This is a genomic window from Enterovibrio coralii, from assembly GCF_001559595.1.
Classification (GTDB): domain Bacteria; phylum Pseudomonadota; class Gammaproteobacteria; order Enterobacterales; family Vibrionaceae; genus Enterovibrio; species Enterovibrio coralii.
Map to the genome: position 1 here is coordinate 58,765 of NZ_LNTY01000049.1, position 23,309 is coordinate 82,073.

A 23,309-nucleotide genomic window follows, 5' to 3' on the forward strand; every position below is an offset into this window, starting at 1 on the left:
CTTTATGATTTACATGCAATTGAAATGCTTGTTTAGTTCAGTGTCCTTTCAGTTATTGCGGCTTTTTGATTATAGAAATAAGAAATTGAAATTATAAAAATGATTATTTCGATTGCGATGATTGGAAAAGACAATAATGATGGATGTCTGGTTTTAAATTAGGTGTATTAACTCACTAATATTGTTGGTTATTTTCTGCTTTGTAATGTTTTATAAATATTGGATTTCATCTGGCTTTCTAGTCCAAAATTAATTTCCTACTCACGTTTTAGTGATACTTTAGCAATATATGCAACGTGTTTTTTATGTGGAAATTTGAGAATGGATGCTAATTTTTTTGACAGGCTGAGATAGCGTTAAAGTAAGCTGTGTGTTAGTGAGATACAGTCGAACCCAAATGAAGGAGAGAGAACTGAGATGAAACAATCTTTGGTTCACGTGGCTATCGTCGTTAGAGATTACGATGAAGCCATTGATTTCTATGTGAACAAGCTAAAATTTGAGCTGCTTGAAGACACGTATCAACCGGAAGAAGACAAGCGATGGGTTGTCGTTTCTCCTCCTGGCTCAACCGGGGCGACCCTGTTGTTAGCAAGAGCATCAAAACCAGAACAAATCGACTTTATCGGCAACCAAGCAGGTGGACGCGTTTTTCTGTTTCTCAATACAGATGATTTTTGGCGGGACTACAACCGAATGGTTGATGACGGTATCCAATTCATCCGAGAGCCGAAAGAGGCGGACTATGGCACAGTCGCGGTATTTGAAGATTTGTATGGCAACCTTTGGGACTTGCTGCAACTAAACCCGAATCATCCGATGGCAAAACGGAGTCATTAATGAACATCTCCCATCTCGATCATTTTGTGCTGACCGTTGCGGATATTGATGCAACGGTGAACTTTTACGAAAGTGTCATGGGGATGAAAAAGCTTGTCTTTGGCGAAGGTAGGGTCGCTTTATCGTTCGGGCAGCAGAAAATTAATCTTCATCAGCATCACAACGAATTCAAGCCGCATGCCATGCATGTGCAACCTGGAAGTGCAGATCTTTGTTTTATTGCAGATTCTTCGATTGAAGAGATTGAGCGGCAACTTCTCGAAAAGGGCGTTGAAATAGAAGAAGGGCTGGTTAGCCGCACGGGGGCTCAAGGGCCGATTGTGTCACTCTATTTTAGAGACCCAGACGGCAACTTGATTGAGGTGTCTAACTACCTGTCATAGGCAGAAAAAAAGGGCGTTTTCACGCCCTTTATCATTCTGGTTGTTTATGAAAGCACTGGCTCTGCGCTTGTGCTTTTTTGTTTTCTGAGGGCAAACAAACAGAAAGTGGCAAACCAAATGCTGCTGACTGCGAAGCCCATCCACGCTGAGTGGGTGAAACCAATCGCAAGGTAGCCAAGGAGCGCGCCAAAGGCGACAGTGGCAGCGTAGGGAAGCTGTGTCATCACATGGTCGATGTGGTGGCACCCTGCGCCTGTGGCAGACAAGATACTGGTGCTCGAAATGGGCGAAGCGTGGTCGCCGAATACAGCACCCGCCAAGACCGCAGACATCATAGGCAGCAGCATTGCAATGTCTGTTGCAGCAGCTATATCACCCGCTAGTGGCAACATGATCCCGAAGGTTCCCCAGCTCGTGCCGGTAGCGAATGCCATGACACATGAAAGCAGGAAGATGGCCGCTGGCAGCAATGCGGAAGGCAAGTTACCTTCTGACAGAGACGCTAAATACATACCGGTTTTCATGTCGCGTACTACCGCACCAATCGTCCATGCAAAGAACAGGATGATGATCGCGGGTAGCATGGCAGAGACGCCTTTTGGCAGTGCCTGTAGCCAGTTTTTGGTGCTGAGGTTTAAACGCATCGCCAGCACAATAGAAACTGCAAGGCTGCTCAACGCACCGTAAACCAGTGAAGAACCAATGTTGGTGTGTTCAAGGGCAGGGATAAGGGCGAATGGCATGTCATGTGCTGATAAGTATGCCGCGCCAGATTGCACCATGAAAAACACGGTTGCGCTGGTCAGTGTCAGGATCGGAAGCACCATATCAATCATGCCACCATTACCTGCGTTTTCTACCTGCACATCCAGCCCTTTTGGTCGGCCTTTAGATTCGTCCCACAACTGACCTTCCATCGCCATGTCTTCGTGTTTTTTCATCGCGCCGATGTCGAGTTTGAACGCAATGACACTCACGACCATGATAAGCGTGAAAATAGCGTAGAGATTCATCGGTACCATTGAAACGAACGCACCGATAGGGCTGATGTCAGTGATGCTCAATGCCGTGAGTACGCCGCCGATCAACGCGATGATGTACGCACCCCAAGATGAAATCGGCATCAGCACACACATAGGGGCTGCCGTCGAGTCCAACAGGTAAGCGAGCTTTGCGCGAGAAATCTTAAAGCGGTCTGTAATTGGGCGGCAAATCGCGCCAACGGAAAGACAGTGGAAAAAGTCATCGATAAAAAAGATGAAGACCATCAAACCGGTGAGCGACTTTGCGCTGCGCTGCGTTGCACATTTTCTCTCAGCCCAGTTCGCAAAAGCCTGCGTGGCCCCAGAGATACTCATTAAGCTGATGAGTGAGCCGAGCAGCAACATGAAGATAATCATGTTTACGTTGTCAGCGTTAACCTGACCGCCAGTCCACACCAAATTGATCAACTTTTCGGCAAGGTAGTGCAGTCCGCCGAGCACGGAGTTGTCGCTGAGCATGTATGCGCCCGAGAGAATGCCCACACCAAGGGACAAAAGTACGCGGCGCGTAGATATCGCAAGAATCACCGCCAAAAGGGGCGGAAAAACGGACCAAGCGGAGTCCGAAAAATCAATCAAGTTCATCGTAATTGTTAATCCTAAACACAAGAAAGAAATCTAAAATGGTTCGCTAAGCGCGAAAAACTGAGCTGATATCGTTTCTTGACTGTTTAGGCTTTAAAGGAGGGTCACCGAACTCAATGTGAACACGATGTACATGTTGAGAACAAAGTGTGACTTTCGTCATATTATCCCCGAGCCGTGATGAATACGAACACTTTTGTTAGAAAAGTTATCGCGTTGTCGCTAACACCCTGATAGAAGTCATGTTTATAGTCAGATTCAATGTCGTTATTTGCAGTTTTAGCGGTGAATTTTCGCCTCAATGCGTAAATTTCGGACGTCGCTGTTCTCTTTCTCATGTGTTTTGTGAACATGTGGCTATTGACGTGCTCACGGGGTCACATGTCTTTTCTCGGACTAAGGTGGTGCCATGTTTGTATATAAAATCGATGAAGAGGTTTCCCTCGCGCTTGTGCAACCGTCTTTTGCCATGACGTATTTTGACATTGTCGCGCGAGAACGAGATTACCTCTCTACGTGGTTAGCTTGGCCGCCTCATGCTGATGGAGAGGCGTTTTTCAGTGCGTTTATCACATCATCCCTCAAGGGCTACGCGGAAGGTAAATCCATGACCTGTGCCATGGTGTACAAAGGACAGGTCGTGGGAAACGTAAGCTTTAATACGATCGACAAGTCACTTAAGAAAGCGACGGTGGGTTATTGGCTGAGTAAGGATTTTCAAGGTAACGGCATCACGTCGCGCTGTGTAGCGTCGCTGGTGGATATGGCGTTTAATCAACTGGAACTCACGAAAGTTGAAATTGCAGCGGCCACAGGCAACGCGCCAAGCCGTCGGTTGTGTGAACGTCTGGGATTTACCTTGGAAGGCATAATCACTCAGGCAGAAAACCTGAATGACCGTATTGTTGATCACGCTATATATGGTCTAGCCAAAGACGGATAAAGAAAAGGAGCAAGGATGCCTGCTATCTATCTGATACTTGCGATTTTAGGGACGCTATTCCCGTATGCAGCGTTAGTACCTTGGGTCATCGAGAATGGCGTTAATCCGTCCCTTTTTCTTGCCGATCTGTTAGCGAATCCAATCAGTGTTTTTGCTTGGATTGACGTTGTTATTTCAGCTATCGCCCTGATAGTATTCATCATCACTGACGGACGGCAGCATGATATCCGTTATCGCTCCCTTGCCATTGCTGGCACGCTAACCATTGGCGTTTCTTTTGGGTTGCCGTTTTATCTTTATCTGCGTGAGCGAGTAAAGCTTCGAGCCTTTTTCAGTCACGAAGATTCATAACTAGCAAATTGGAGTTGTTATGTCCTTAATTTCAAAAGTTCTCATGTCGCCTGAGGGGCCATCATTCTCATCGCTTGTGCAAGGCTACTGGCGCATGGCCGAGTGGGGCATGAGCCCGCAGGAAAGACTGACCTTTTTGAAATCTCACATGGAAATGGGGATCACAACCGTTGACCATGCACATGTCTATGGCAAGCCGCCTTGCGAGACTTTGTTTGGCGAAGCATTGAAACTCGAGCCGAGCATTCGCGATGAGATTGAAATCATCACTAAATGCGGCATCGTGCCTGTACCGCCAGTTGATGGTCGACCAGAAGTCTCTCATTACAACTCCAGCCGTCAGCACATTCTCGAGTCTGTAGACCTGTCGCTTTCTCGTATGGGCATTGAAAACATCGATGTGCTTCTTATCCACCGTCCTGATTGGTTGATGGATGCCGATGAAGTGGTCGAAGCGTTTGATGCGCTGAAGCAAAGCGGAAAAGTCAGCCATTTCGGTGTTTCAAATTTCACGCCGTCACAATTGGCTCTGTTGCAATCTCGCCTGTCAGATGTGCTGGTTACTAACCAGATTGAAATCAACCCATTCAACATGGGGGCGTTGGAAGACGGCTCTTTAGACATGTTGCAACAAGCTCGTGTCAGACCGATGGCGTGGTCGATTTTGGGCGGTGGTCGTTTGTTCAACGGCAATGACGAGCAAACGCTGCGTGTTCGTACTGCACTTGAGCAAGTTGCCGCAGAAGTTGGCGCGAGCAGCGTCGACCAAGTGGCATATGCCTGGGTAATGAAGTTGCCTTCAAACCCAGTTGCATTGATTGGTAGCGGCAAAATCGAGCGCGTTGCAGAGGCGGTGGAAGCAACCAAAATCAGCTTGTCACACGAGCAGTGGTATCGCATTTGGGTCGCGTCAAAAGGCAACGGTGTCGCATAACCTCGACGCTTCTCCTTAGGGTATGAGCGTGATAACAAAATGCAGCTGAATAACTATTTGTCTTAAGATAGGTTTGAAGCTTAAAGTAATCCGTGTGTGTTAACTAGACGTACATTTAGCCATGCCTTTTCTTTTTCCGACTTTCTGCGCAAACTTCTGCATACTTGCCGGAAATTTAGCTAACCTTCTTGCGAAAACAACTTTGTCTTGAACTGCGTCACCCCAGTACATTGGGGTGGCCGACTCTACCAACGACATGGTGTGAAAATTGTTTTTGCTGCAGTAGCAAAAAACAGCTCGACCAAATTTAGCTATTTTTGCGGTTCTGTTTATATGACAAAAGATTCCATTTCATTGCAGCTAATTTTATCTATTGTTTCGCTTTTGAATATTAACGAGAACAGTGCTGGCTTTTCGTTGAATAAAACAACAGTCCTCAAAGTAAAGTAAACCTGCCCTCCGAATATTTCTCTGGCAATTGTGGTGGACATACTTTCTATCGCGGTGTTTTCAACGTGTTTACAATACTCCAACTCTGCCACAATGAGGGGGGATGGCTGCTGTAGAATTAGATTATCGATGTTTCTCGATGTACTAGAGAGAGCAACACTGTTCATTAAATTCTCATGAGCAGTGTTTGAGTAAAGGATTTTTCGCGTCACCATATCTGTGAGAAAAGCGGGCTGGTTCAAATGGTCGATCAGTTCTGTGAGTAGCATATCATTAAGCATGAGTTAAGAAAAATAGTGGCTGAATTATTGCTAAGTTTCGACTGTACATGAATAGCTTGCTGCGCAAGCAAAATGCTATTCGGTGCAAAAAAAAGCATCAATTCACGCAACTTATGTTTGCGCATTGTGGGATTTACTGTTCTTTGCGACGGATGTAGCATTTTTGATACAGCAAATGTTATTGTTTTCACTTGGTTTAGATGATGCTATGGAAAACAGGTTACCTCTGATAATGAACCTTACACAAGGTTCTAGCTACATTTGCGTCTCTACTGAGAGCGTATTTCTATTTTCTGGTGCTTCTGGGCAAATAAAGGCTGCAAGGATGTCACTATATATTGGCAACTACGTTGCACTTTGTTACGAGAAGCGGATAGGTGGTACTGGAGAAAGAACAGCCAGCATTAAACAAACGATCAAAATACATTCTAATACTGATGACTTTGACTTTGATGAAAAGTGTATAGTTCTCATACTAGGAGAAAGCTTTCTCTCTGCGTTTGATAGGACGGGAGAGAGGGTGAGACAGGCGCATATACTTCATGAAGACATTGTCACTGTTTTATTAGATGGCATAACGTCTTCAGAGTGCCCACTTTATGACTTAAATGCAATAGCCAATTTGGTTGCCATAGGTATTTATAAAAAAGTACTAGACACGGATTACGAAAGAATCAGAACGGTTATTTTAAAAAATTATCAAGACCCAAATTTCTGCCTAGAGAGCTTGGCGAGCTGTGTATATATGTCAAGACGAAAGGTTCAGTATGTGTTAGCAAGAAATGGCCAGAACTTTCTAGAATGCATAAATGATATTAGAGTCAGTCGATTATATGATAAGGTAATTAAATGTTACGCTATTGATCTGGAAGAAATATCACATAGTTGTGGCTTTAAAAGTCTTGTGTCTGCTAATCGAGTGTTTAGTAAACGCTTCGGAGAATCTCTGTCATCTTTTAAAAAGAAACAAAAGCAGAATAGCTTGGTGGCTTGATTTTAAAAATAATTAGTATGTTCTAGTGCGTAATACTAGGTATGTACTAACAAGTGGTTTACTAATACTTATTGTGGAAGTCTCATGAGTTTTTACATGCATTATCAGGCTATCTATACTGACAAAAATATTTCATATGCAGAGGCCCTTTTCCGGAATGATGAGGTCTCAGATATGGAGAGTTTTATCAAAAGCCAAGCGGATGCCTTAGCTTTTGATAAGAAGGTTATTGAAAAGGTGATCTCTGAAATAGAAATACATCGACCTAGCTTTCCCATTTCAGTTAACGTTAGTGCTGCCAGCATTTGCAACGAAAATTTCGTGGATTTTTGCTGTTCTACATTACTCCAACACAACCTATATTTGGAGTTAATTGAAGACGGGTACCCGCTTGACTATCTTAGCGCAAAGGAAAATATATCAAAGTTGGAGGTGGCTGGGGTAAAGGTAATAATGGATGATTTTGGAGTGAAAGATGCAAACTTTATCAACCTTATTAGGCTTGGCATAAAAAACATCAAAATAGATAAGTCCCTGGTGCTTAATGTTGATTCCGACACTGAAAAACAACGTATTCTAAAATCTATCGTTGGGATTCTCGACTTTATGAAAATTGAACAAATAACTTATGAAGGGGTGGAAACAAACGCGCAATACGATGCCGTAAGAAACATATCTAAGCACTGTGCCATACAGGGTTTCTTGCTTTCTCAACCGACAAGTATGGCTAATCTAACTATTTGAATATAGATTTAAATCTCCGAAGTTTCAATGCAAGTAGTGTTTCATTTGATGTGTTTCTCAAAAAGAAAATCTGTAGAACATAAAGTATTAGCGATTTCGAATCGTTCTTTTTTTGAAAGTCGATCTATTGACAGCGCTAGCTCTAAACAAAGAACCATTAAAAGCTTGGAGGGTGCCATAAATAAAGTGTCAATAAGAATAGTTGGCCTTGCTCTAATCTCAAATTAAAGAATTCCATTAATTGTGGGATTCTTTGTCTATGTAAAATCATTTGTGCTTGCGGGTTAAAACTAATAGCTATAGTCTCTTTAACTCTTGAAATTTTACCAGTGAAGTCATCGTTATCAATGTTTGACATGTTACTAATTTTTCCTTTTAAAGTCATAGATTGGATCTTGAAATGCTTATGAATACACTCTTTGAAGCAAAAAAACGAATGTACTGAGGCATAAAAAGGTCTCGTCATTATTAAGACTTCATTGGGAATAATGGGGCATTATAACAATGATATGCAGCGATGAGTCGACCTGTTTGCGTCACTTAAACAAATACATAGGTGATGATAGCAACGTCTGTTGAGAAATATGAATACTCAATTAATCGATGCTTATTACTTCATTCGAAATTTTCGCTATGCTGATTTTTATCTGCTTTACACGGTTTAGGGGGGGCATCAAAGTGCCTAACATTAAGATAACGAGTTTACTATTGCTTACGATTAGCATGCCATTGTATGCATTCCAAGCTGATTATGAATCCTCGAATACGTCTGGGGCTTCGGTTGGAAGTAATAAATTTGCTGCTAATTTGCCCTATTCTCTATGTGGACTTGCTGGTATCACAGACAAAACCAGGTGTGAAAATGTTTCAATCCCATTAGGTGAAAAAACATTCAAGGAATATGCCAATAAAGATATTGCGAGTTTTGACTATAGCCAATTAGATGCTGATGAGTTATTGCAAGTTGAAAAAAAATTTACTCTTCAAGGGCGCAATTTTGTCATCCCAACCTTAGAACAATTACAGCACCTTGTAAAAGATGGAGAAATAACCCCAAAGCAAGGCGAAGGGTTCTGGAGTAGAAATAGGTTCGGTGTATTTGCTCCTGTCAGCATAGGCTCAGTTCCTTCGTCAAATAGGTACGCTTTACCTTACTTGGTTGCCAATACATACGCAGGTGATTCCTGTTCGGGCGCATCATGTCTCGTAGAGCACCCTTTTGTGGATTTCATGCAAACCAGTACGTCAACGGGGACGACAATGAAATTTCCTTTTGAGCAACCTAAGGCGGTGAGAGTACGTTTGCATACAAGTGGGCACACCGCTGACCTGTGGTATAACTCATCGTCAAAACAATGGGAAAACGGAAGCCTTAGAAACAGCTCGACAGTATCGTTTAAAGCAATGGTAGCTTGGGAGTCTAATATTGGAACAACATTTGAATGCGCAACAACGGGGCCTCGTGGCACTTTTAGATGTGATTCCAATAATATTCACATTCGTTGAGTGAAACTGTGCATCTTTTTGAATCTTTGAAATAGCTATATTTTAATGAGAGCCATTCAACAAGCTTGAAATTTTATGTGAATGTTTATTTTTTAACGTAAAGATCATGCATCATCTACTGTTTTTTTTGTGAGCATGATCTTTTTACGCATCACCTAACTAACCCAATGAAGGGGGATGTTTGAAATTTGAAAATAAACCTAAGACTCTTGCCAAAGAGAAATGTAAAAATCTTAATCGTTCAGAAAGGTTGGAAATTGTATTTTTCCGTAGTTTAAGGAAGTCATTTAAAGTTAACGGGCATCTTTCTTTGGCTGCTTTGGTAGAAAGTCAGTGGAAGGCTAAAGGGCAAAAAAAAAATCTTTTTCGGCCTAGGGAAATACACAGCTTTACTCAGCCGCAAAGGATAAGTAAACGTCAACTTTCTTATGATAATCATATGGCTAGCCTGAAGTTAATAAGAGAGCAGAGAATGACAAACGTCAGAATGTTGTCGAAAGCCAGGCAGATAACCAATGAAAATAAAACGGAGGCTGCCATTAACTTGATGGGATAGATGTCTATCCGTTAAGGTTTAAACTAAACGTTAACCACATTGGAAGCGCGCACGAATAATATGGGCAATCTAGAGTTAGCCGTTGAGCTTTAGCTAAATTACGTATTTATTCTATTAGAGTGGCTCTTGGGGAATTATTTTCTAATTATAAAGTGAATGTGGAGATGTTATACTATAAACAATCTGCGATAGATAACAAACTCAAATATTTGGGGTTTATTTCTGAAATTTTTAAATTACACTAAGCAGTTACACGAATTAGAAAGCACTGTTGACAGGTTTCTCTATTTGTTTATAGAGAGGGCGGTGCTTTGATGTTCCTCCGTTTAAACGGACACTGAATTATCTATATCTGTTGTTTCTAAAACGCTATTGGATAAATATAACCCATACTACCGTGAAGCCGTGATCGGTTGTAAAAGTAATCAACGTATCGCCGGAGTTGTTCTTCAAGCTGCACTAAACGACCAATAAAGACATCCTTAATCAAATCGCCTTTCAGCGTTTTGAGGAAGGACTCCACTTCTGCATTATCTGTGCAACGACCAGAACGGTTCCTATTTTGCATCACACCAATACCGCTCAGGTGATACCGCACACGACCCACACAATATTCACGACTTCTATCTGTATGGAATGATAATCCGTGTTTGGGCTTCCTAGACCTAACTGCTTTCGTGATTGCGAGCATGGTCAAGTCCATATCTAGTCGACTGCTTAAAGCCCAACCCACAATTTTCCGCGAACATAAATCAATGATAACAGCTAGGTAAGCCCACTTATTTCTAACTCGAATGTAGGTCATGATCGATGACCAGTACTGTTTAATTTTTAATGGCTTAGACAACTCTCTACGACGATTTTATAGCCCCTGAAGAGCGATCAGCTTTTGTTCTTACGACGTTATACTCTGTCGACACGTGCCTTTAATACTGCCTCTTTCATCACACGACCGACACGTTTCTTGCCGACGCTAACGCTTTCTTGCTTCAACGCTTTATGTATCTTCGGGCTGCCATATCTGATTTCACTACGTTTGTGCAATAACGTGAATCTTTCGCCAAGTATCTTGTCTATCTGTGCGCGCTTAGAAACACTGCGGTGCAGCCAAGCGCAATAACCACTGGCTGACACATTAACGTGTAAACAATCAATTTCAATGTATACACGCCGGTGAATGTCTTTATGAATCCGAAGGATTGCCTCTTTGGTCAGCCGGAAATCGTTGCCACTTCGTAAGGATGTCATTTTCCTCTTCAAGCTCAGTAATGCGTCGCTTTTATGTGGATATTTCATCTTGTGTTTTTGGCTTATTCTGTGGTTTGGGAGGGGACTTAGGTATACCGAATACTTCATCAAGGTAAGTGCGTCGCCACTTCGAAAGCATAAACGGATGGATATCTAATGCTTCTGCAACTGACTTGACTGTACGGTGATTTTGAAAGACCCATTCCAACGCTTTACGTTTAAAGTTTCGTGAATATTCGGCTGTCTTTTTTCCTGATTTTTAGGTCTGCATAAGCCCCCCCTTTATGGACTGACTGTGTGTTCCCTAAATCGTGGGACGTTCAGTCACAATTCATTCAACCGTGTCTGCACAAAGTGGGTGTAACTTTGCGCACTGTGATATCGGTCCCAGAAGTGCATGGGTGTATTATCGCGGTGAACCTAAACGGTCTTTCGCGAAGCGTTAAGCTCTTCGACGACTTATTCAGAAATGCTCAATAACAGAGATAAAAAATGAAAATAGAAGAAAACAACAGCAATAAAAAGGTAGCGAAACAAAAGCTAATATTTATAAGTCTCAAAAAGGCATGACTCTTCTTGAGGTAATTATTGTCCTTGGCATTATGGGTGTTATAGCTGCTGGTGTCGTTGTGCTCGCTCAAAGAGCTATCGATAATCAGAATACAACTAAGCTGTCTCAGGCACTAAACGTTATTCAGACGGCAATGGTTCAGAGTTACCGCAGCCAAAAATCTTACCCAGCTGTTAAAACCACAGCTGATTCAGAAAAGCTGAATAAAGCTCTAGTTTCTATGGGTAAAGTGACTCAGTCTGATTTGGTCAATCCATTTACTGGTCAGACGTTAGAGGTCTTAACCACTAAAGACAATAAGGCAGACAATAGAGGTTTTGCGATAAAAGTAGCAAACATGTCTCAGGCTCAATGTCGCGCACTAATTTCAAGTAGTTCTGACCTGTTCGCTTTCATTGAGGTTGGTGCAGCAGGTTCAGCACTAGCAGCCGATATGTACGTGGACCCTACGGCAAACCAACCGACTGGCGTAATTAAGTCGACTAAGGGTGGTGCAAACCAGTTCGATATTACTAACTTGGACCACCTAACTAACCTTTGTGGTGGTGATGCAGGTGCGACTAACTATTACGACATCTTCCTAGGTAATAGATAATCGTATGCAAAATAAACAGCGCGGAGCTACGCTACTAGAGGCGATATTAGCCGCTGCTGTTATTGGTTGGGGCTGGCGTTCGCTGGCGCCCAACTAGTTAAAGCAGCGAAAGAAAAGGAAGTGGAAAAGTCTGCCGTTAAAGTTGTTGAATTGCAAAAGACCATAATGCAGTACATTTCCCAAGTGTATTTAACGACTGATAAAGAAGGAGTTGGTGAAAAAGTTGTTAACCCCTTACTTGCTAGTTCTGTGGTTGGAAAAAACATTAGACAAGCTCCTGACCTTGAATGGATGAAAAGTAGCTCATGCTCCGTGCCTGGGGTAGTGCCAGCCGATGTCAAGAGGAAATATGTAGACTGCTCATACAAGCCTGATACTTTTTCCTTAACATATCAGGGGAGTTGGTTTGACTTCGTAGCATATAATAATCTTGCTTTTCCAAGAGCTAAAAGAATCGCAGTTAACGGTTATAGTATATATAGCTTTAGGGGGCACGAGTTCGAAAATGCATATGATGTAATCAGTAAAATACCAAATATAAATAGTGTTGATGGGTTTCGTCTGGCAAATACAGACATAGAAATTGGTGAGATGGAAATAACTGGCGACACGATCACTCGCATCGGAGAATGGAAAACCATTTCAAATGTTCTAACAACCAACTTAGACGAAGTTAATTCATTTATTGAAAAAATGAAGGCATCGGATAAAACGATAGGCGCGAAAGTTAAAATATTCTATGACTCTGAAGTAACATTGAAGCGTGACGGTTCTGTTCCGCTTGCTCTTAATGCGCCGATGTGTTGGGACAGTGCTAACGATGAAAGTCGACCTTGTATTAGGTTGAAAAGCAAACGCGGGTTCCCGAAGCAAGACTATTTGGTTGTTGATAGCGGATTCGCTTTTGGTGTGGAGAAAAAACGCACTCCTGTCACTGTTCAATATCATAGTTTTGGAAGTGGCGGCGGGCCAGTAGAAGTGCCGTTTTTAACTTGTCCGGTTAATGAAGAAGGGTCTAATTGGACCAATCAATTAGTGGCATTGAACAGCTCTTTCTCGTCGGGCTCCGAAGCTGGTACTGATTTTAGCAACCCTGCGTCTATTGTCAGTAAGGGTACTAAAGGTGCTGGAGGTAAACACGCCTTTCTATCAGGACTTTCATTAGAGTGGGAGAAGGGCACTAGAGGCGGCAAAGAAGTATTTTTGATTAACGGTGCTGTAGCAATAGATGGGGCTTACAAAAAGGATAATGGCGATTCGTCAGTGCTTAAGAATCCTAGGTCGATGTCGTTTGTTACAATGCAGTGGTGCGAAGAGGAATAATAAAATGCGTATGTTCATCCTTCCGGCTATAGCGGTAGCATTGTCGGGATGTAATACTTTAAGTATAGAAAATAATACAAGCGTAGATAATCTAGAACAAAATCAGACTCGAGCTCTTAGAAATATAGAAATGCTCAACAATACAAGTGATATGCTTAATGAAAATGAATCACTTTTTAATAACGGTAAAAGTAATGCATCGCTAGTTATTAGCAAAGACGAGAATAGTGATGAACTCGGACAAGAGTGGTTTTCATTCCATTCTGACGATATCGAAAACGAAGGTGGTTTTTCAGAAGAGAACAAAATCAGGCCAACTGATTACGAAAAAATACAGTTGGCAAGTAATGGTGTAAAAGAAGTAGCAACGCCGGAGACCCCCCCTGAGTTAGAGGTGAATTTCCAAGAAGGTGAGTCATTAAAGCACCAGTTGAATGAAGTATTGAATTCTGAAGGGTATAAATTACTTTGGAAAACAGACAAAAATGTAATATTTGATGGTAACATCACTTACAAAGGCGACACCATTTTACTTGTTTTAAAACAAATTTCAGATGAGTTGGCTCGTTCGGGTATCGATATTCACATGAATGTTTACACCAAAAATAACGTAGTGCTAGTCTATTCAGTCAGAGGATAAAATGAAAAAAAAATTACTTGTAGGAGCTGTTCTGGTACTAAGCGGTTGTAGTAGTTTGGATAAACAAAGTTCTTTTGAAATAACTGATAACGAAATAAAAGCTCTTGCCGCAGCTCGAGATTCAAAATCAGCGAATTTTGCTGAATACGATAGCGCATATTTATCGGTAACTGAAACAACTAAAAAGAATGACTTCTTAGATACACCAATGAGCTTTTTCAGTGTTGCGCCGCTGAGCATACAAGAGGTGTTAGAGGTAGTTGAGGACCGATTCAATGTACCTTACTACCTAACTGACTTGCATGACGTATCTGAAAAAAACACTAAGATTTATAAAGAGACAAAAAAGGTCGCGTTCGAAGGAACTATAGGCGAATTTTTCGATTATATTGGGAACCTTTACGGCGTTGTCATTAACGTCGGTGAAAATAAGGTGCTAGATGTTAGCTTCTACCAAACTAAAGTATATAGTTTAGACCAGTTTATCGACAACACAAAAGCGTCAGCTAGTCTATCTGTTGGTGGTGGCGAGGGCGCAGCTGCTGGCTTCAGTGCATCTTCTGAGCAAACTGTTGAAAGCGATACATGGGAAAAAATATCCGACTATTTAGACAAGACGATCGGGGACGATGGTACATCAACGATCTTAGAAGATTTTGCCATTGTAAATGTCAAAGCTCGCCCTTGGGTGATAAAAGAGATCGACAAGCTTTTTGATAAAATAAAGTCAGAAAGCCAAATGCAGGTATCTGTCCAATACCGTGTTATTAGTCTCAACCAGTCTAAACTTGACCATCTGGCACTCAATCTTGGTATTAACAAAACAGGAGACAATTTCACAGTTACCAGTGACATTGTTGATTTGATATCTTCGAATGCTTCAGCCGCAGGTGTTTCTTTCGCTAAAAGATCGGTAAGTGGAAGACTTGATGCTATCGTTCAACAGATTGGACAAGATGTTGTGAGTGAGGGACAGTTTGTTGGATTACCGAATCGCATAATGCCGATTAACTTGACGACGACTTCATCTTACATCTCAGAAATTGAGAAGACGGATAGCGATACTATTGAAAAGTCTACAACGGCAGTGAAAACTGCAGAGATTAAGACTGGTTTAAGTATGCTGATTCTTCCAAAAGTGCTAGAAGACGGTAGAATTCAATTGATGTCGGGATTCACAAGAAAACAGCTTGTGGGGCTAGCAAAGGTAGATGGCGTACAGTTGCCGACAGTCGACGAAAACGAAACACTTTCTACCGTTACAATTGACTCCGGAGACGTTGAATTAATCACTTTATACCGTGGAAATGCAAATAACTCACAAAAAGCGGCAAAGCTATTTGGAGCGGGTTATGAAGACGCTTTAGAAGATAAAGTGATCGCTGTTCTTGTTGGGGCCAATAGCTATAAACTTGACAGTATAGTTTCGAGGAAGTGATGCATTTATCGAACTGTGTTTGGGTGCAAAAAAATGACCCAGCATATAAAGAATTTGAGCGACTGTCTTGGCATCCTGTATTAAGTCTAAAAACGACATCAGGTGAACTCTATTATTGTTTGACAAAAGAAAAAACCACACTTTCTGAACTGCAGAAAACACAACTTCTTGCTCCTATATGCATTGTTGATGGCGACTATAGTGACATGTTGATTTTTCTTGAAGAGGAAGGTAAAGCTTTCTATTGGAGAGACAAAGTGTGCTTTTTCATGGAAGATTGCGCCTCATCAGTGCTTCAATCGAAGATAGGGCAATCTATCCAAAACAAGGTCTTAACAAACGAAGCGATGTTAGAGATAGTAAATTCAGCAAACATCACTGCAAAGACCCATTTTGGAAATGAAATTTATATTATCGGTACACTAGTTGTTTTCATTCTTTTTGCTTTAGGAGCGTACTGGTGGTTATTTTAGATAAAGTAAATTTGAAATTCGGACGAAAGACAATCGTCGTATCTGGTATTGCTATTGCTGCGGTTATTGTAATTGGTGGTATAGCCTACAAGAAGCAAGCCGATGAAAAAGTGCTACAAGCAGCTAGGAATCAGGCCGAAGCTTTGGAGCGCAACCATAAAGCGCAATACAGTGATGGAATGATTACTTTTGGTTCATCGAGCACGCTCTCTGATATTGAACAGCTACAGAAGGAAATGTACACAACCAAACTTGATATGGAGCCTTTAGGTTGGAGCCTTTCAGGGTTTGACTGTGATCCTACCTATTGTAATGTTGAGTTTTCCCGAGAACCAAACGCCATTTTTCAATATGTGGAGATAAAGCGAGCTGGGGAAGTATACACGCCAATATTTGGCGAAAATGAATTGCTTTTTGAAAACGTAAAGTTCGCAGACGATAAAGAACCCATTCATGAGGAGTTTGCGTTTCAGAGTTGTACAGACTTAATCTCACTTGCTTATGAACTTAAAACTACCTTAGGTGGTCGCCTGGTCGAAGATATGGGAGTTGGGGAGCCACAATTTGTTTTCGCAATTCCTAAAGATTATAGCTGGGCTACCCATAAGGGATTGAAGAAATTTGGTATAGATGTTAGCTATCAAAATATGCTGGCACCAAAACTTATTAAAGATTTCTTTGGCGACGAGCATATAGTCGTAGATAGTTATAGTATGAATGGTTCTACCTTCTCCATGAAATTAAACGCATTTTGTATCTGAGGTCTAAATGAAAAATACAATAGGATACGGCTCGGCCACACTGTTGCTTCTATCTTTTTCTCTACAAGCGCAAGCAAACGAATATAATAGCTATGAAAAAGAACTCAAAAATATCGAATCGTTGAAAGTAAAACTTGAACAACTCGAATTGCAAAAACAAATCCAGCAAGTAAGAATCGAGCTTAAAGAAGGGGGTGAGAAGCTAAAGCCTACACCTAAGGTAACAGTGCCTACTGTCGATCAACCTAAAGCTCATGTTCAAGTCGAAATTAAGAAAGAAAAGAGATTCAACCCAGAACTTGTCGAATTGCTTTACGTTTTTGGCAATGGAGAAAAGGTCGAAGCCGTGCTGTCCTACGAAGGTCGAACAGCAAACGTTAAAAATGGTGACAATTACCACGGTTGGCGCGTAAATATAAAAAATAGGACCGTTTTTCTGGGCAATAAAGGTAACACGGTCGAGTTATGAGAGTTCTTTTTTTTTCGGATAACGACCAATATCATTTCTTCAGAGAAAGAAATAATATTTTAGCTAGTCACGGCGACTCACTATATCGATTGGTCTCTTCTGATAAGCTCACTCAATTGTTGATGGAGTTTGAAACAGATGAAGAGTATTCCGAGGACTTTCTGGTCACAACTGACGAACACTATAGTTTATTAGAAGTGAAACTTGCCGGAGGTGATGATCTCGACCTATCGGCAAAAAGTAAATCAGAAGAACGAATATTAACGATTCTTAAAAAGGCGATAGCTCAGCGGTCATCAGATATACACTTTATTAGAGATAGCTACACTTCCAAAGTGAAGTTTAGAGTAAACGGGAAAATGCAGTTTCAGCAAGAGCTTTTAGCAACCGATTGCGATGAGATGCTTTTCGTACTTTACAACGTGATGGCCTCTACCAAAGAAACGACCTGGAACACTAAAAGCCCACAGGACGCAAATATTATCCTTGAAGTAAACAAGGATGAATATCGATTTAGGTATGCACATATGCCTATATTCTCGTCTGGTGTGGGCGGAGCGAGTTATCATGCTGTGGTTAGGGTGATTTACCCAAATCAAAAAGATAGTGTGTGTCGGGAACTCAACGAATTGGGGCTTAACTCAACTGATCAGCATCTAGTAGAGAATATGTTGTCAAACCCCTCGGGACTGGTTGTTGTATCTGGCGTAACTGGTTCGGGGAAATCTACGTCTCTAAAAAATTTCATGGAATATCTGTATTATTCCAAATACAACGAGCAGGGATGCTTTTTAACTGTTGAGGATCCTGTTGAGTACGTCATTGCTGGCTCTCAGCAATCTTCAGTTGTTAAGTCAAACGATAGCACGAACCTATTTGCAGAAGCAGTGCGCTCCGCGATGCGAAGGGACCCGGATGTCCTCATGATCGGTGAAATCCGTGATACTAAAACAGGTCAGGCCCTGTCATCGGCAGTAGAAAGCGGACATTTGTGTTTAACAACAGTACACGCGGGTAATGTTGTAGGCGTACTCCAGCGAATTCACGGTCTCGGGATCAGCATAGACAAATTAGCTACCCCTGGCTTTATTGCCGGTATTATGAACCAAAAACTCGTAACCACGGTTTGTCCTCACTGCTCGGAGGATGCCGTCAACGACTACGGTAGAGCTGTCAAGAGACAGGGAAAAGGCTGTGTTAGCTGTAAGCAGCAGGGTGTCACAGGAAGAAAATTAGTAGTTGAATATTTGGTTCCTGACCTACATGTTCTCAAGCTAACGTCTGAGCATCGATGGGTCGATATTTATTCTTATATAAAATCGAATAGGTCGCATAGTGAAATGGGACAAGGGTATTCAATTAAAGATAAGGTATACGCATTAACTTTAAATGGCCTTGTTTGTGACCAATATTTCAAATCATCATTTGGCCATATGGAATCTGACGATGAAGAACTTATTTTTTCAGTATTTAAGTCGCAAAGGGAGACTGGAGCTTTATAAACTCTTGGCTGACCTAATCGATGATGGCGTCCCTCTTTATAACGCATTGCAAATGCTAAAAAATAAAGAAGGTGAGAAAGTCTATGGAAAGACTTTCATAAAGAAAATGGATATTATAATCGGCAACATGAAAAAATCATCATCAGTGACAGATGCTCTGGTTGGTTTGGTTCCTCCTCAGGATTTGATGGTCATCAACTCAGCAGAGGAATCTGCACAATTGTCTTCAGGGTTGCGAACGCTGGTTGAGATGATCGAGAAAAATGATGAAATTAGCTCAGCACTAAAAAAATCGCTAATGGCACCGATTATTCTGTTTAGCGTTGTGCTTTTCGTCATTATGGGCTACTCACTTCAGGTATTCCCTACCTTTCTAGGGGTGCTACCCTTCGAACAGTGGCCAGGAGTGACCAAAAGTCTTTACTCGTTTGGTGAGTATCTCGCTAACGGGGGGATGGTTGTTATTTTTGGTGTTGCAATAGGCATCTCCATCATTGTTTATTCATCAATGCCTATTTTGAAAGGGCGTTTTAGGAACGAAGTGCTAGATAAAATTCCGCCTTATAACTATTATCGGGTTATACAGTTAGGTCTTTTTTTTTAGAATGCTATCCTCTTTGATGGTAAATAAAGTGCCAATGTCGGAAGCCATAAAGCTCATTAATAACAGAACGTCTAGATGGATGTCATCACATTTAGATTTAATCAATGACAATATGAAAAAAGGGAAGAGTTATAGGGATTCCTTCGAGACTGGTTTTGTTACTAACGATATGCTGCTAACTATTAACATATATTCCGGGCTCGATTCATTTTCCGATACGGTTAAAAAGATGGCTGACAAAATCGATAGTAAAATAATGGATGACATTTCTAAATTAAGTGCGATACTTAAGAATATTTCCTTGATTGTTCTGGCATCCTCAGTTATTTGGATTTTTGGCGCTATATTCAGCTTAGTCGATAAACTTGGTTCTGGGTTTTAGTATGCGGTATCTTAAAGTTCTGTCTGTTATGATGATTTTACTCCCTAAGTCAGCTATTGCTTTTAATGGTGACTATGAGTCTAAGTCTTCTCGTATTGATGGTGGATTGTTGTCTCCACGCATGATTTTTAATGCGCCATATAGTCTATGTCGAGCAGATGGTATCTCCGACGCAGATTGTGGCTCATTTTCTTTAGATATCGGTGGGGAAACGTTTAAAGCAACGTATTATTCGGAAAGTGCTAAAGATAAAGATAAAGCATTTTACTCATCACTATCAAGAAACGATGCGGAGAAGCTTGAGCGCGACTACATCTTAGAGGGGAGGAGTGAAAATAAATGGAAGATCCCTACCCTTGGTCAACTTGAAAACTTGTATCAAAGAGGCTTAATTCGTCGTGGCCAACGTTATTGGTATCGAGCCGATAGTAACGGAGCACTGAAATTGGCCGCTAAAGGGTACACCGACCTGCTTCCTAGTACGGGTGCGATTGACCGTTTAGTTACTGATAAATTAAGCAGTAATTGCTCGGAGGATACCTGTAATGGTTGGAACAACCTGCAGCCATGGGTGCTACAAACTGCTACGGGATCGAGTTTTGCTATACGTTATGACTACGGCTATAAACAGGGCGGACGAAACCTTAGGTGGTCTAAACAATGGGGAGCAAATAACTTGCCCATACCCGGTGATGCCACTGAAGTTTGGATAGAAATTTGGCACAACGGTTCGCTTCATTACTCCGGGAAAAATTACCATATTGAACGAGAAAGAGGGACAGCGAACGTTATGTGCATAAAGCAGTACGGATCTTTAGCTGTGCATTCCGCTGAACTAAAGCGTGGCGCATGTTGGTGATTTAGGCATTGCCGTTAAAACGCGAGTAGAATGTTTCCGAGAAGTCCTACTAGACGCTTTGTTATTGCTTGAATTGTCGGTTAAAATATTTATGGTGTTATATGCTAGTGGTGTTGAGGCAAATGTCCGAAGTTTTCGGGCTAGAGAGTTTGTTATTTTTACCGATATTTTTGGTACTAAGTCTGTTGTTGTCTATTTCCGCTAGCTTTAAAGTGATCGTATATCTTAACAGGCTGAGAAGCAGAGCATCGAGAAGTTGAAGTATTCCCGCGTCGAACTTATCAATGAACTGGCAAACTGTTTTGTCGTGCTTTAAAAAGGAAACTTTACTTGGTATGGCACTGGTAAATGCATAATGTTGCTGGCTCATTTAAATAGTGGGCTGGCAATTTTAGTATTTGATTAGCCCTAAATTAAAAATGGCAAAGTGTCGTTGTGTTGTTTTCCATATCATCAGTGGCAATGTTTAAGCGCTAATTTTGCGGGTTTACGCATTGTGGTGTCTACTGTTTTTTTGTTAAATTAGCTGTAATCCTTTTCTGGTAGTGCATGTCGGCTTGAACGGCATGCAGCTTTGATGTCTGAATAATTTAGAAAGTAGTTTTAAGTTTGAAAATAAAAAAGGTCGCGGTGGTTTGTTCTGAGCACTATTTGATTTCCTACGCATGCAAAACGGTTTTGAATAGTTTGTGTCTGTTCGACGATGTGGTAGTGTTAAGACCACGTAAGTTTCTACCTATCGAAAAGACATTGTTATGGAAAGGATGCTTTAATGTGGAGTTTCAAACATTTATAGAAGTAATTGTGTATGATTTGGATTCTACCAAGGATGTATATAATGCTAGTAAGAGTAATTATCAAAAAGGTGACGAGTTATTACGTTTGTGCGAAGAGAAACAATCCCATTTATTTGTGTTATACACTGACCAAGAATCTAGAAAGAATTTTGAATTGGCACTCGAAAATATAAACATATGTACCACTTTTATAGAAAAGCCATTTAATCTAAATATGCTAAAATATGAAATGTCACGCGGGCTATTCTCTTAGTGTCTATGGTGGGTTTAAAGAGGTTTTTAATAACCTACTAAATGTACGGCCGTTTTGTTGATGGTAGTGTTGCTATAAGTATGGTTCAATTCCAATGATTTGATTTTCATTAACCCTGTAGATGTACTAAATTGGGAAATCCTTATTAGGGTAATGTAATCAACGTCCCTATGTAAATAAAGCTATATAGGCTTTAAAATGAATCAGCACTAGGGAGCTTCTTATGGTTTACAAACTGCCTAAGGTTTAACATTGGAGGCTTTTCCTTTTCATAAAGTGTTTTTAAAAGTTAAAATTTTGAGTTATCTCAAGAGATGTCTACAAGATAGGTAGCTTTAAAATGCACCCCAAAAGCTAGCTAACTACTTCTACTTAGAGTATTTATTCCAATCTGGAGGGATTTTATTCTTTGGTTGCTTTTCCTGATGTCTTACATGTCGATGAATGATAGATTCATTCGCTACTACCGAATCAACAATGTACCCTCTTTGCCTAAAGTGATTCCCCCACAACTTCTCCTTCCTCAAGTAAGGAAATTTGGCAAACAGCTTTATCGCGGTTCGGCGTTTGATAAAACTACTAACTCTGCGAAACTCAAGCTTGTTGGTGTTCTTATCAACAAGTGCACCTGTTCTATCAGAACATTCAACTCCACGATGAATAAGGACCGACTCATTAGACACTTTTGAGTTTCTCTTCGTACTGTTTTTCATACTCTACAGGTGATATTTGATCGTTTGAACCATGCCGACGTTTCACGTTGTAGATCATCTCAATATATTCGAAGGTATCCATGCGAGCCTCTTCTCTCGTTGAGTAGATTTTTCGCTTGATACGTTCTCGTTCTAATAACAGGAAGAAGCTTTCAGCAACAGTATTGTCATGACAGTTGCCTCTACGGCTCATACTTGACTCCAAGCCATGCTGAGTCAGGAGTTTATCCCAATCATGACTGGTGTACTGATTGCCCTGATCAGAATGTAAAAGTACTTTCTCTTTTGGGGAACAACGCCAAATCGCCATCAGCAACGCATCTAACACCAACTCTCAGGTTATCCGACTCTTGATCGACCACAATCACGAGTCTTGAGAACAAATCAATGACCACTGCCAAATGCAACCAGCCTTCATGTGTTTTGATGTAAGTAATGTCTGTTACCCACGATTTATTCGGTGCCGTAGGATTAAACTTCCGTTTCATCAAACGATGAATGAGATTAATTACGCAGGACTTTCCTTCTTCTCGAAAGTCACTGAAAATCTTCCGGTAGCCATAGATACCAACAGACTCAAGCCAAAACTGTTTAATACGTCCGAGGAGATACTTCTGCCGCTGCTCCTGTTGGCAATCAGGATTTTTGAACTCAGGCATAGTAACCACAGGGATGAATGCCGTGGACGTGACACATCAATCTGATAGGTCAAATCGCTTGGTGATCAAGGAAAAGGCGTACCTCAGTCGGACTGGCTTGCGATGTACTTCAATATGTCGCGCTCTTCTGTGAAGCGTTTCAGCTCCTTTTTGAGGCGACGAATTTCTTCGCTTTCATCAGACTTGGCTTGATGATGAGATGCATCAGGTCCATAGCGTTTTATCCACGCATAAAGGCTATATGTTGTTGTCTCTAAACGATGGGCAACATTCGAGACAGGGTGGCCTTTTTCGGTGACCTGCTTTACTGCCTCGATTTTGAATTCTTCTGGAAATTTCTTACCGCTCATAAACACTCGTCTGTTAGTCATCATGTCTAACTAAAGTGTGTCTATCAAGTTGGCGGCTATTC

25 protein-coding genes and 3 pseudogenes are annotated in these 23,309 nt (G+C 41.3%); 21 read left to right on the forward strand and 7 right to left on the reverse strand.

Going from position 1 to position 23,309, the window contains the following annotated elements; all coding sequences use genetic code 11:
* Window positions 1–417: 417 nt before the first annotated feature.
* Window positions 418–840 carry a VOC family protein gene (locus ATN88_RS17415; RefSeq protein WP_067418682.1) on the forward strand — a complete coding sequence of 141 codons (423 nt, stop codon included), beginning with the start codon at window positions 418–420 and terminating at the stop codon, window positions 838–840.
* Window positions 840–1,223, forward strand: coding sequence for a VOC family protein (locus ATN88_RS17420; RefSeq protein ID WP_067418685.1), 384 nt, complete (start codon window positions 840–842; stop codon window positions 1,221–1,223). Before ATN88_RS17415 ends, ATN88_RS17420 begins: the two co-directional genes overlap by 1 nt.
* 44 nt (window positions 1,224–1,267) lie before the next feature.
* Here the strand turns inward: ATN88_RS17420 and ATN88_RS17425 are convergent, their stop codons facing one another.
* Complete coding sequence (locus tag ATN88_RS17425) at window positions 1,268–2,851, reverse strand: Na+/H+ antiporter NhaC family protein (RefSeq protein WP_067418687.1); 1,584 nt, start codon at window positions 2,849–2,851, stop codon at window positions 1,268–1,270.
* Between the two features lie 409 nt (window positions 2,852–3,260).
* Here ATN88_RS17425 and ATN88_RS17435 point away from each other — a divergent pair, with 409 nt between their 5' ends.
* From ATN88_RS17435 to ATN88_RS17460, 5 genes are all read left to right on the forward strand, one after another.
* Window positions 3,261–3,794, forward strand: a complete 534-nt coding sequence (locus ATN88_RS17435) for a GNAT family N-acetyltransferase (RefSeq protein WP_067418692.1) — start codon at window positions 3,261–3,263, stop codon at window positions 3,792–3,794.
* Between the two features lie 15 nt (window positions 3,795–3,809).
* On the forward strand, window positions 3,810–4,145 hold the full coding sequence (locus tag ATN88_RS17440; RefSeq protein ID WP_067418695.1) for a DUF2834 domain-containing protein: 336 nt from the start codon (window positions 3,810–3,812) through the stop codon (window positions 4,143–4,145).
* A gap of 19 nt (window positions 4,146–4,164) precedes the next feature.
* Window positions 4,165–5,079 carry an aldo/keto reductase gene (locus ATN88_RS17445; RefSeq protein WP_067418697.1) on the forward strand — a complete coding sequence of 305 codons (915 nt, stop codon included), beginning with the start codon at window positions 4,165–4,167 and terminating at the stop codon, window positions 5,077–5,079.
* Window positions 5,080–5,892: 813 nt separating this feature from the next.
* The gene (locus ATN88_RS17455; RefSeq protein WP_067418702.1) at window positions 5,893–6,804 is read left to right on the forward strand and encodes a helix-turn-helix domain-containing protein; all 912 of its coding nucleotides are present in this window, start codon (window positions 5,893–5,895) and stop codon (window positions 6,802–6,804) included.
* 84 nt (window positions 6,805–6,888) lie between these two features.
* Window positions 6,889–7,548 carry an EAL domain-containing protein gene (locus tag ATN88_RS17460; RefSeq protein ID WP_083539510.1) on the forward strand — a complete coding sequence of 220 codons (660 nt, stop codon included), beginning with the start codon at window positions 6,889–6,891 and terminating at the stop codon, window positions 7,546–7,548.
* A 157-nt stretch (window positions 7,549–7,705) separates the two neighbouring features.
* Here ATN88_RS17460 and ATN88_RS17465 read toward each other — a convergent pair whose 3' ends face one another.
* Window positions 7,706–7,906 carry a hypothetical protein gene (locus ATN88_RS17465; RefSeq protein WP_157490749.1) on the reverse strand — a complete coding sequence of 67 codons (201 nt, stop codon included), beginning with the start codon at window positions 7,904–7,906 and terminating at the stop codon, window positions 7,706–7,708.
* A gap of 350 nt (window positions 7,907–8,256) precedes the next feature.
* On the opposite strand from ATN88_RS17465, the gene ATN88_RS17470 reads away from it, so the two are divergent.
* Window positions 8,257–9,054 (forward strand): hypothetical protein, encoded by a 798-nt coding sequence (locus ATN88_RS17470; protein ID WP_232313365.1) that lies wholly within the window; start codon window positions 8,257–8,259, stop codon window positions 9,052–9,054.
* Window positions 9,055–9,235: 181 nt separating this feature from the next.
* Window positions 9,236–9,610, forward strand: coding sequence for a hypothetical protein (locus ATN88_RS17475; RefSeq protein ID WP_067418712.1), 375 nt, complete (start codon window positions 9,236–9,238; stop codon window positions 9,608–9,610).
* Window positions 9,611–9,971: 361 nt separating this feature from the next.
* Here the strand turns inward: ATN88_RS17475 and ATN88_RS28960 are convergent, their stop codons facing one another.
* The 3 genes and pseudogenes from ATN88_RS28960 to ATN88_RS28970 form a co-directional block, all read right to left on the reverse strand.
* A complete protein-coding gene (locus tag ATN88_RS28960; RefSeq protein ID WP_408607715.1) occupies window positions 9,972–10,457 on the reverse strand; it encodes a transposase in 486 nt (161 codons plus the stop codon).
* Between the two features lie 56 nt (window positions 10,458–10,513).
* Window positions 10,514–10,966, reverse strand: coding sequence for an IS3 family transposase (locus ATN88_RS28965; RefSeq protein ID WP_083539512.1), 453 nt, complete (start codon window positions 10,964–10,966; stop codon window positions 10,514–10,516).
* Window positions 10,890–11,096, reverse strand: a pseudogene (locus tag ATN88_RS28970) (transposase); the annotation flags it as partial. The pseudogene ATN88_RS28970 and the gene ATN88_RS28965, both read right to left, overlap by 77 nt.
* A gap of 307 nt (window positions 11,097–11,403) precedes the next feature.
* Here ATN88_RS28970 and ATN88_RS17490 point away from each other — a divergent pair.
* The 12 genes from ATN88_RS17490 to ATN88_RS17545 all read left to right on the forward strand — a co-directional run bounded on the left by ATN88_RS17490 (window position 11,404) and on the right by ATN88_RS17545 (window position 21,525).
* Window positions 11,404–12,024, forward strand: coding sequence for a type IV pilus major pilin (locus ATN88_RS17490; RefSeq protein WP_269748189.1), 621 nt, complete (start codon window positions 11,404–11,406; stop codon window positions 12,022–12,024).
* A 120-nt stretch (window positions 12,025–12,144) separates the two neighbouring features.
* Window positions 12,145–13,347 carry a hypothetical protein gene (locus ATN88_RS17495; protein ID WP_157490751.1) on the forward strand — a complete coding sequence of 401 codons (1,203 nt, stop codon included), beginning with the start codon at window positions 12,145–12,147 and terminating at the stop codon, window positions 13,345–13,347.
* A 4-nt stretch (window positions 13,348–13,351) separates the two neighbouring features.
* Window positions 13,352–13,987, forward strand: a complete 636-nt coding sequence (locus ATN88_RS28340) for a TcpQ domain-containing protein (protein ID WP_067418724.1) — start codon at window positions 13,352–13,354, stop codon at window positions 13,985–13,987.
* Between the two features lies 1 nt (window position 13,988).
* Window positions 13,989–15,425, forward strand: coding sequence for a pilus assembly protein (locus ATN88_RS17505; protein WP_067418727.1), 1,437 nt, complete (start codon window positions 13,989–13,991; stop codon window positions 15,423–15,425).
* A 23-nt stretch (window positions 15,426–15,448) separates the two neighbouring features.
* Window positions 15,449–15,898: an HAD family hydrolase gene (locus ATN88_RS17510; RefSeq protein WP_157490752.1), complete on the forward strand. Its 450-nt coding sequence runs from the start codon at window positions 15,449–15,451 to the stop codon at window positions 15,896–15,898.
* Window positions 15,886–16,659 carry a hypothetical protein gene (locus ATN88_RS17515; protein WP_067418732.1) on the forward strand — a complete coding sequence of 258 codons (774 nt, stop codon included), beginning with the start codon at window positions 15,886–15,888 and terminating at the stop codon, window positions 16,657–16,659. The genes ATN88_RS17510 and ATN88_RS17515 overlap by 13 nt, the downstream gene beginning before the upstream one ends.
* Window positions 16,660–16,666: 7 nt before the next feature.
* The gene (locus tag ATN88_RS17520; RefSeq protein WP_067418735.1) at window positions 16,667–17,128 is read left to right on the forward strand and encodes a hypothetical protein; all 462 of its coding nucleotides are present in this window, start codon (window positions 16,667–16,669) and stop codon (window positions 17,126–17,128) included.
* Complete coding sequence (locus ATN88_RS17525) at window positions 17,125–18,630, forward strand: ATPase, T2SS/T4P/T4SS family (protein ID WP_067418737.1); 1,506 nt, start codon at window positions 17,125–17,127, stop codon at window positions 18,628–18,630. The genes ATN88_RS17520 and ATN88_RS17525 overlap by 4 nt, the downstream gene beginning before the upstream one ends.
* Window positions 18,575–19,234: a type II secretion system F family protein gene (locus tag ATN88_RS28345; protein WP_269748185.1), complete on the forward strand. Its 660-nt coding sequence runs from the start codon at window positions 18,575–18,577 to the stop codon at window positions 19,232–19,234. The genes ATN88_RS17525 and ATN88_RS28345 overlap by 56 nt, the downstream gene beginning before the upstream one ends.
* 34 nt (window positions 19,235–19,268) lie before the next feature.
* Entirely contained in the window at window positions 19,269–19,616 is a 348-nt protein-coding gene (locus ATN88_RS28975) for a type II secretion system F family protein (protein WP_408607717.1), read from the forward strand.
* A gap of 28 nt (window positions 19,617–19,644) precedes the next feature.
* Window positions 19,645–20,475 carry a hypothetical protein gene (locus tag ATN88_RS17535; RefSeq protein WP_157490753.1) on the forward strand — a complete coding sequence of 277 codons (831 nt, stop codon included), beginning with the start codon at window positions 19,645–19,647 and terminating at the stop codon, window positions 20,473–20,475.
* Between the two features lie 774 nt (window positions 20,476–21,249).
* Entirely contained in the window at window positions 21,250–21,525 is a 276-nt protein-coding gene (locus ATN88_RS17545; protein ID WP_067418744.1) for a hypothetical protein, read from the forward strand.
* 368 nt (window positions 21,526–21,893) lie between these two features.
* Here ATN88_RS17545 and ATN88_RS17550 read toward each other — a convergent pair.
* Window positions 21,894–22,183: pseudogene (locus tag ATN88_RS17550) on the reverse strand (transposase); the annotation flags it as partial.
* A 17-nt stretch (window positions 22,184–22,200) separates the two neighbouring features.
* Window positions 22,201–23,247: pseudogene (locus ATN88_RS25585) on the reverse strand (IS3 family transposase).
* Window positions 23,248–23,309 lie beyond the last annotated feature (62 nt).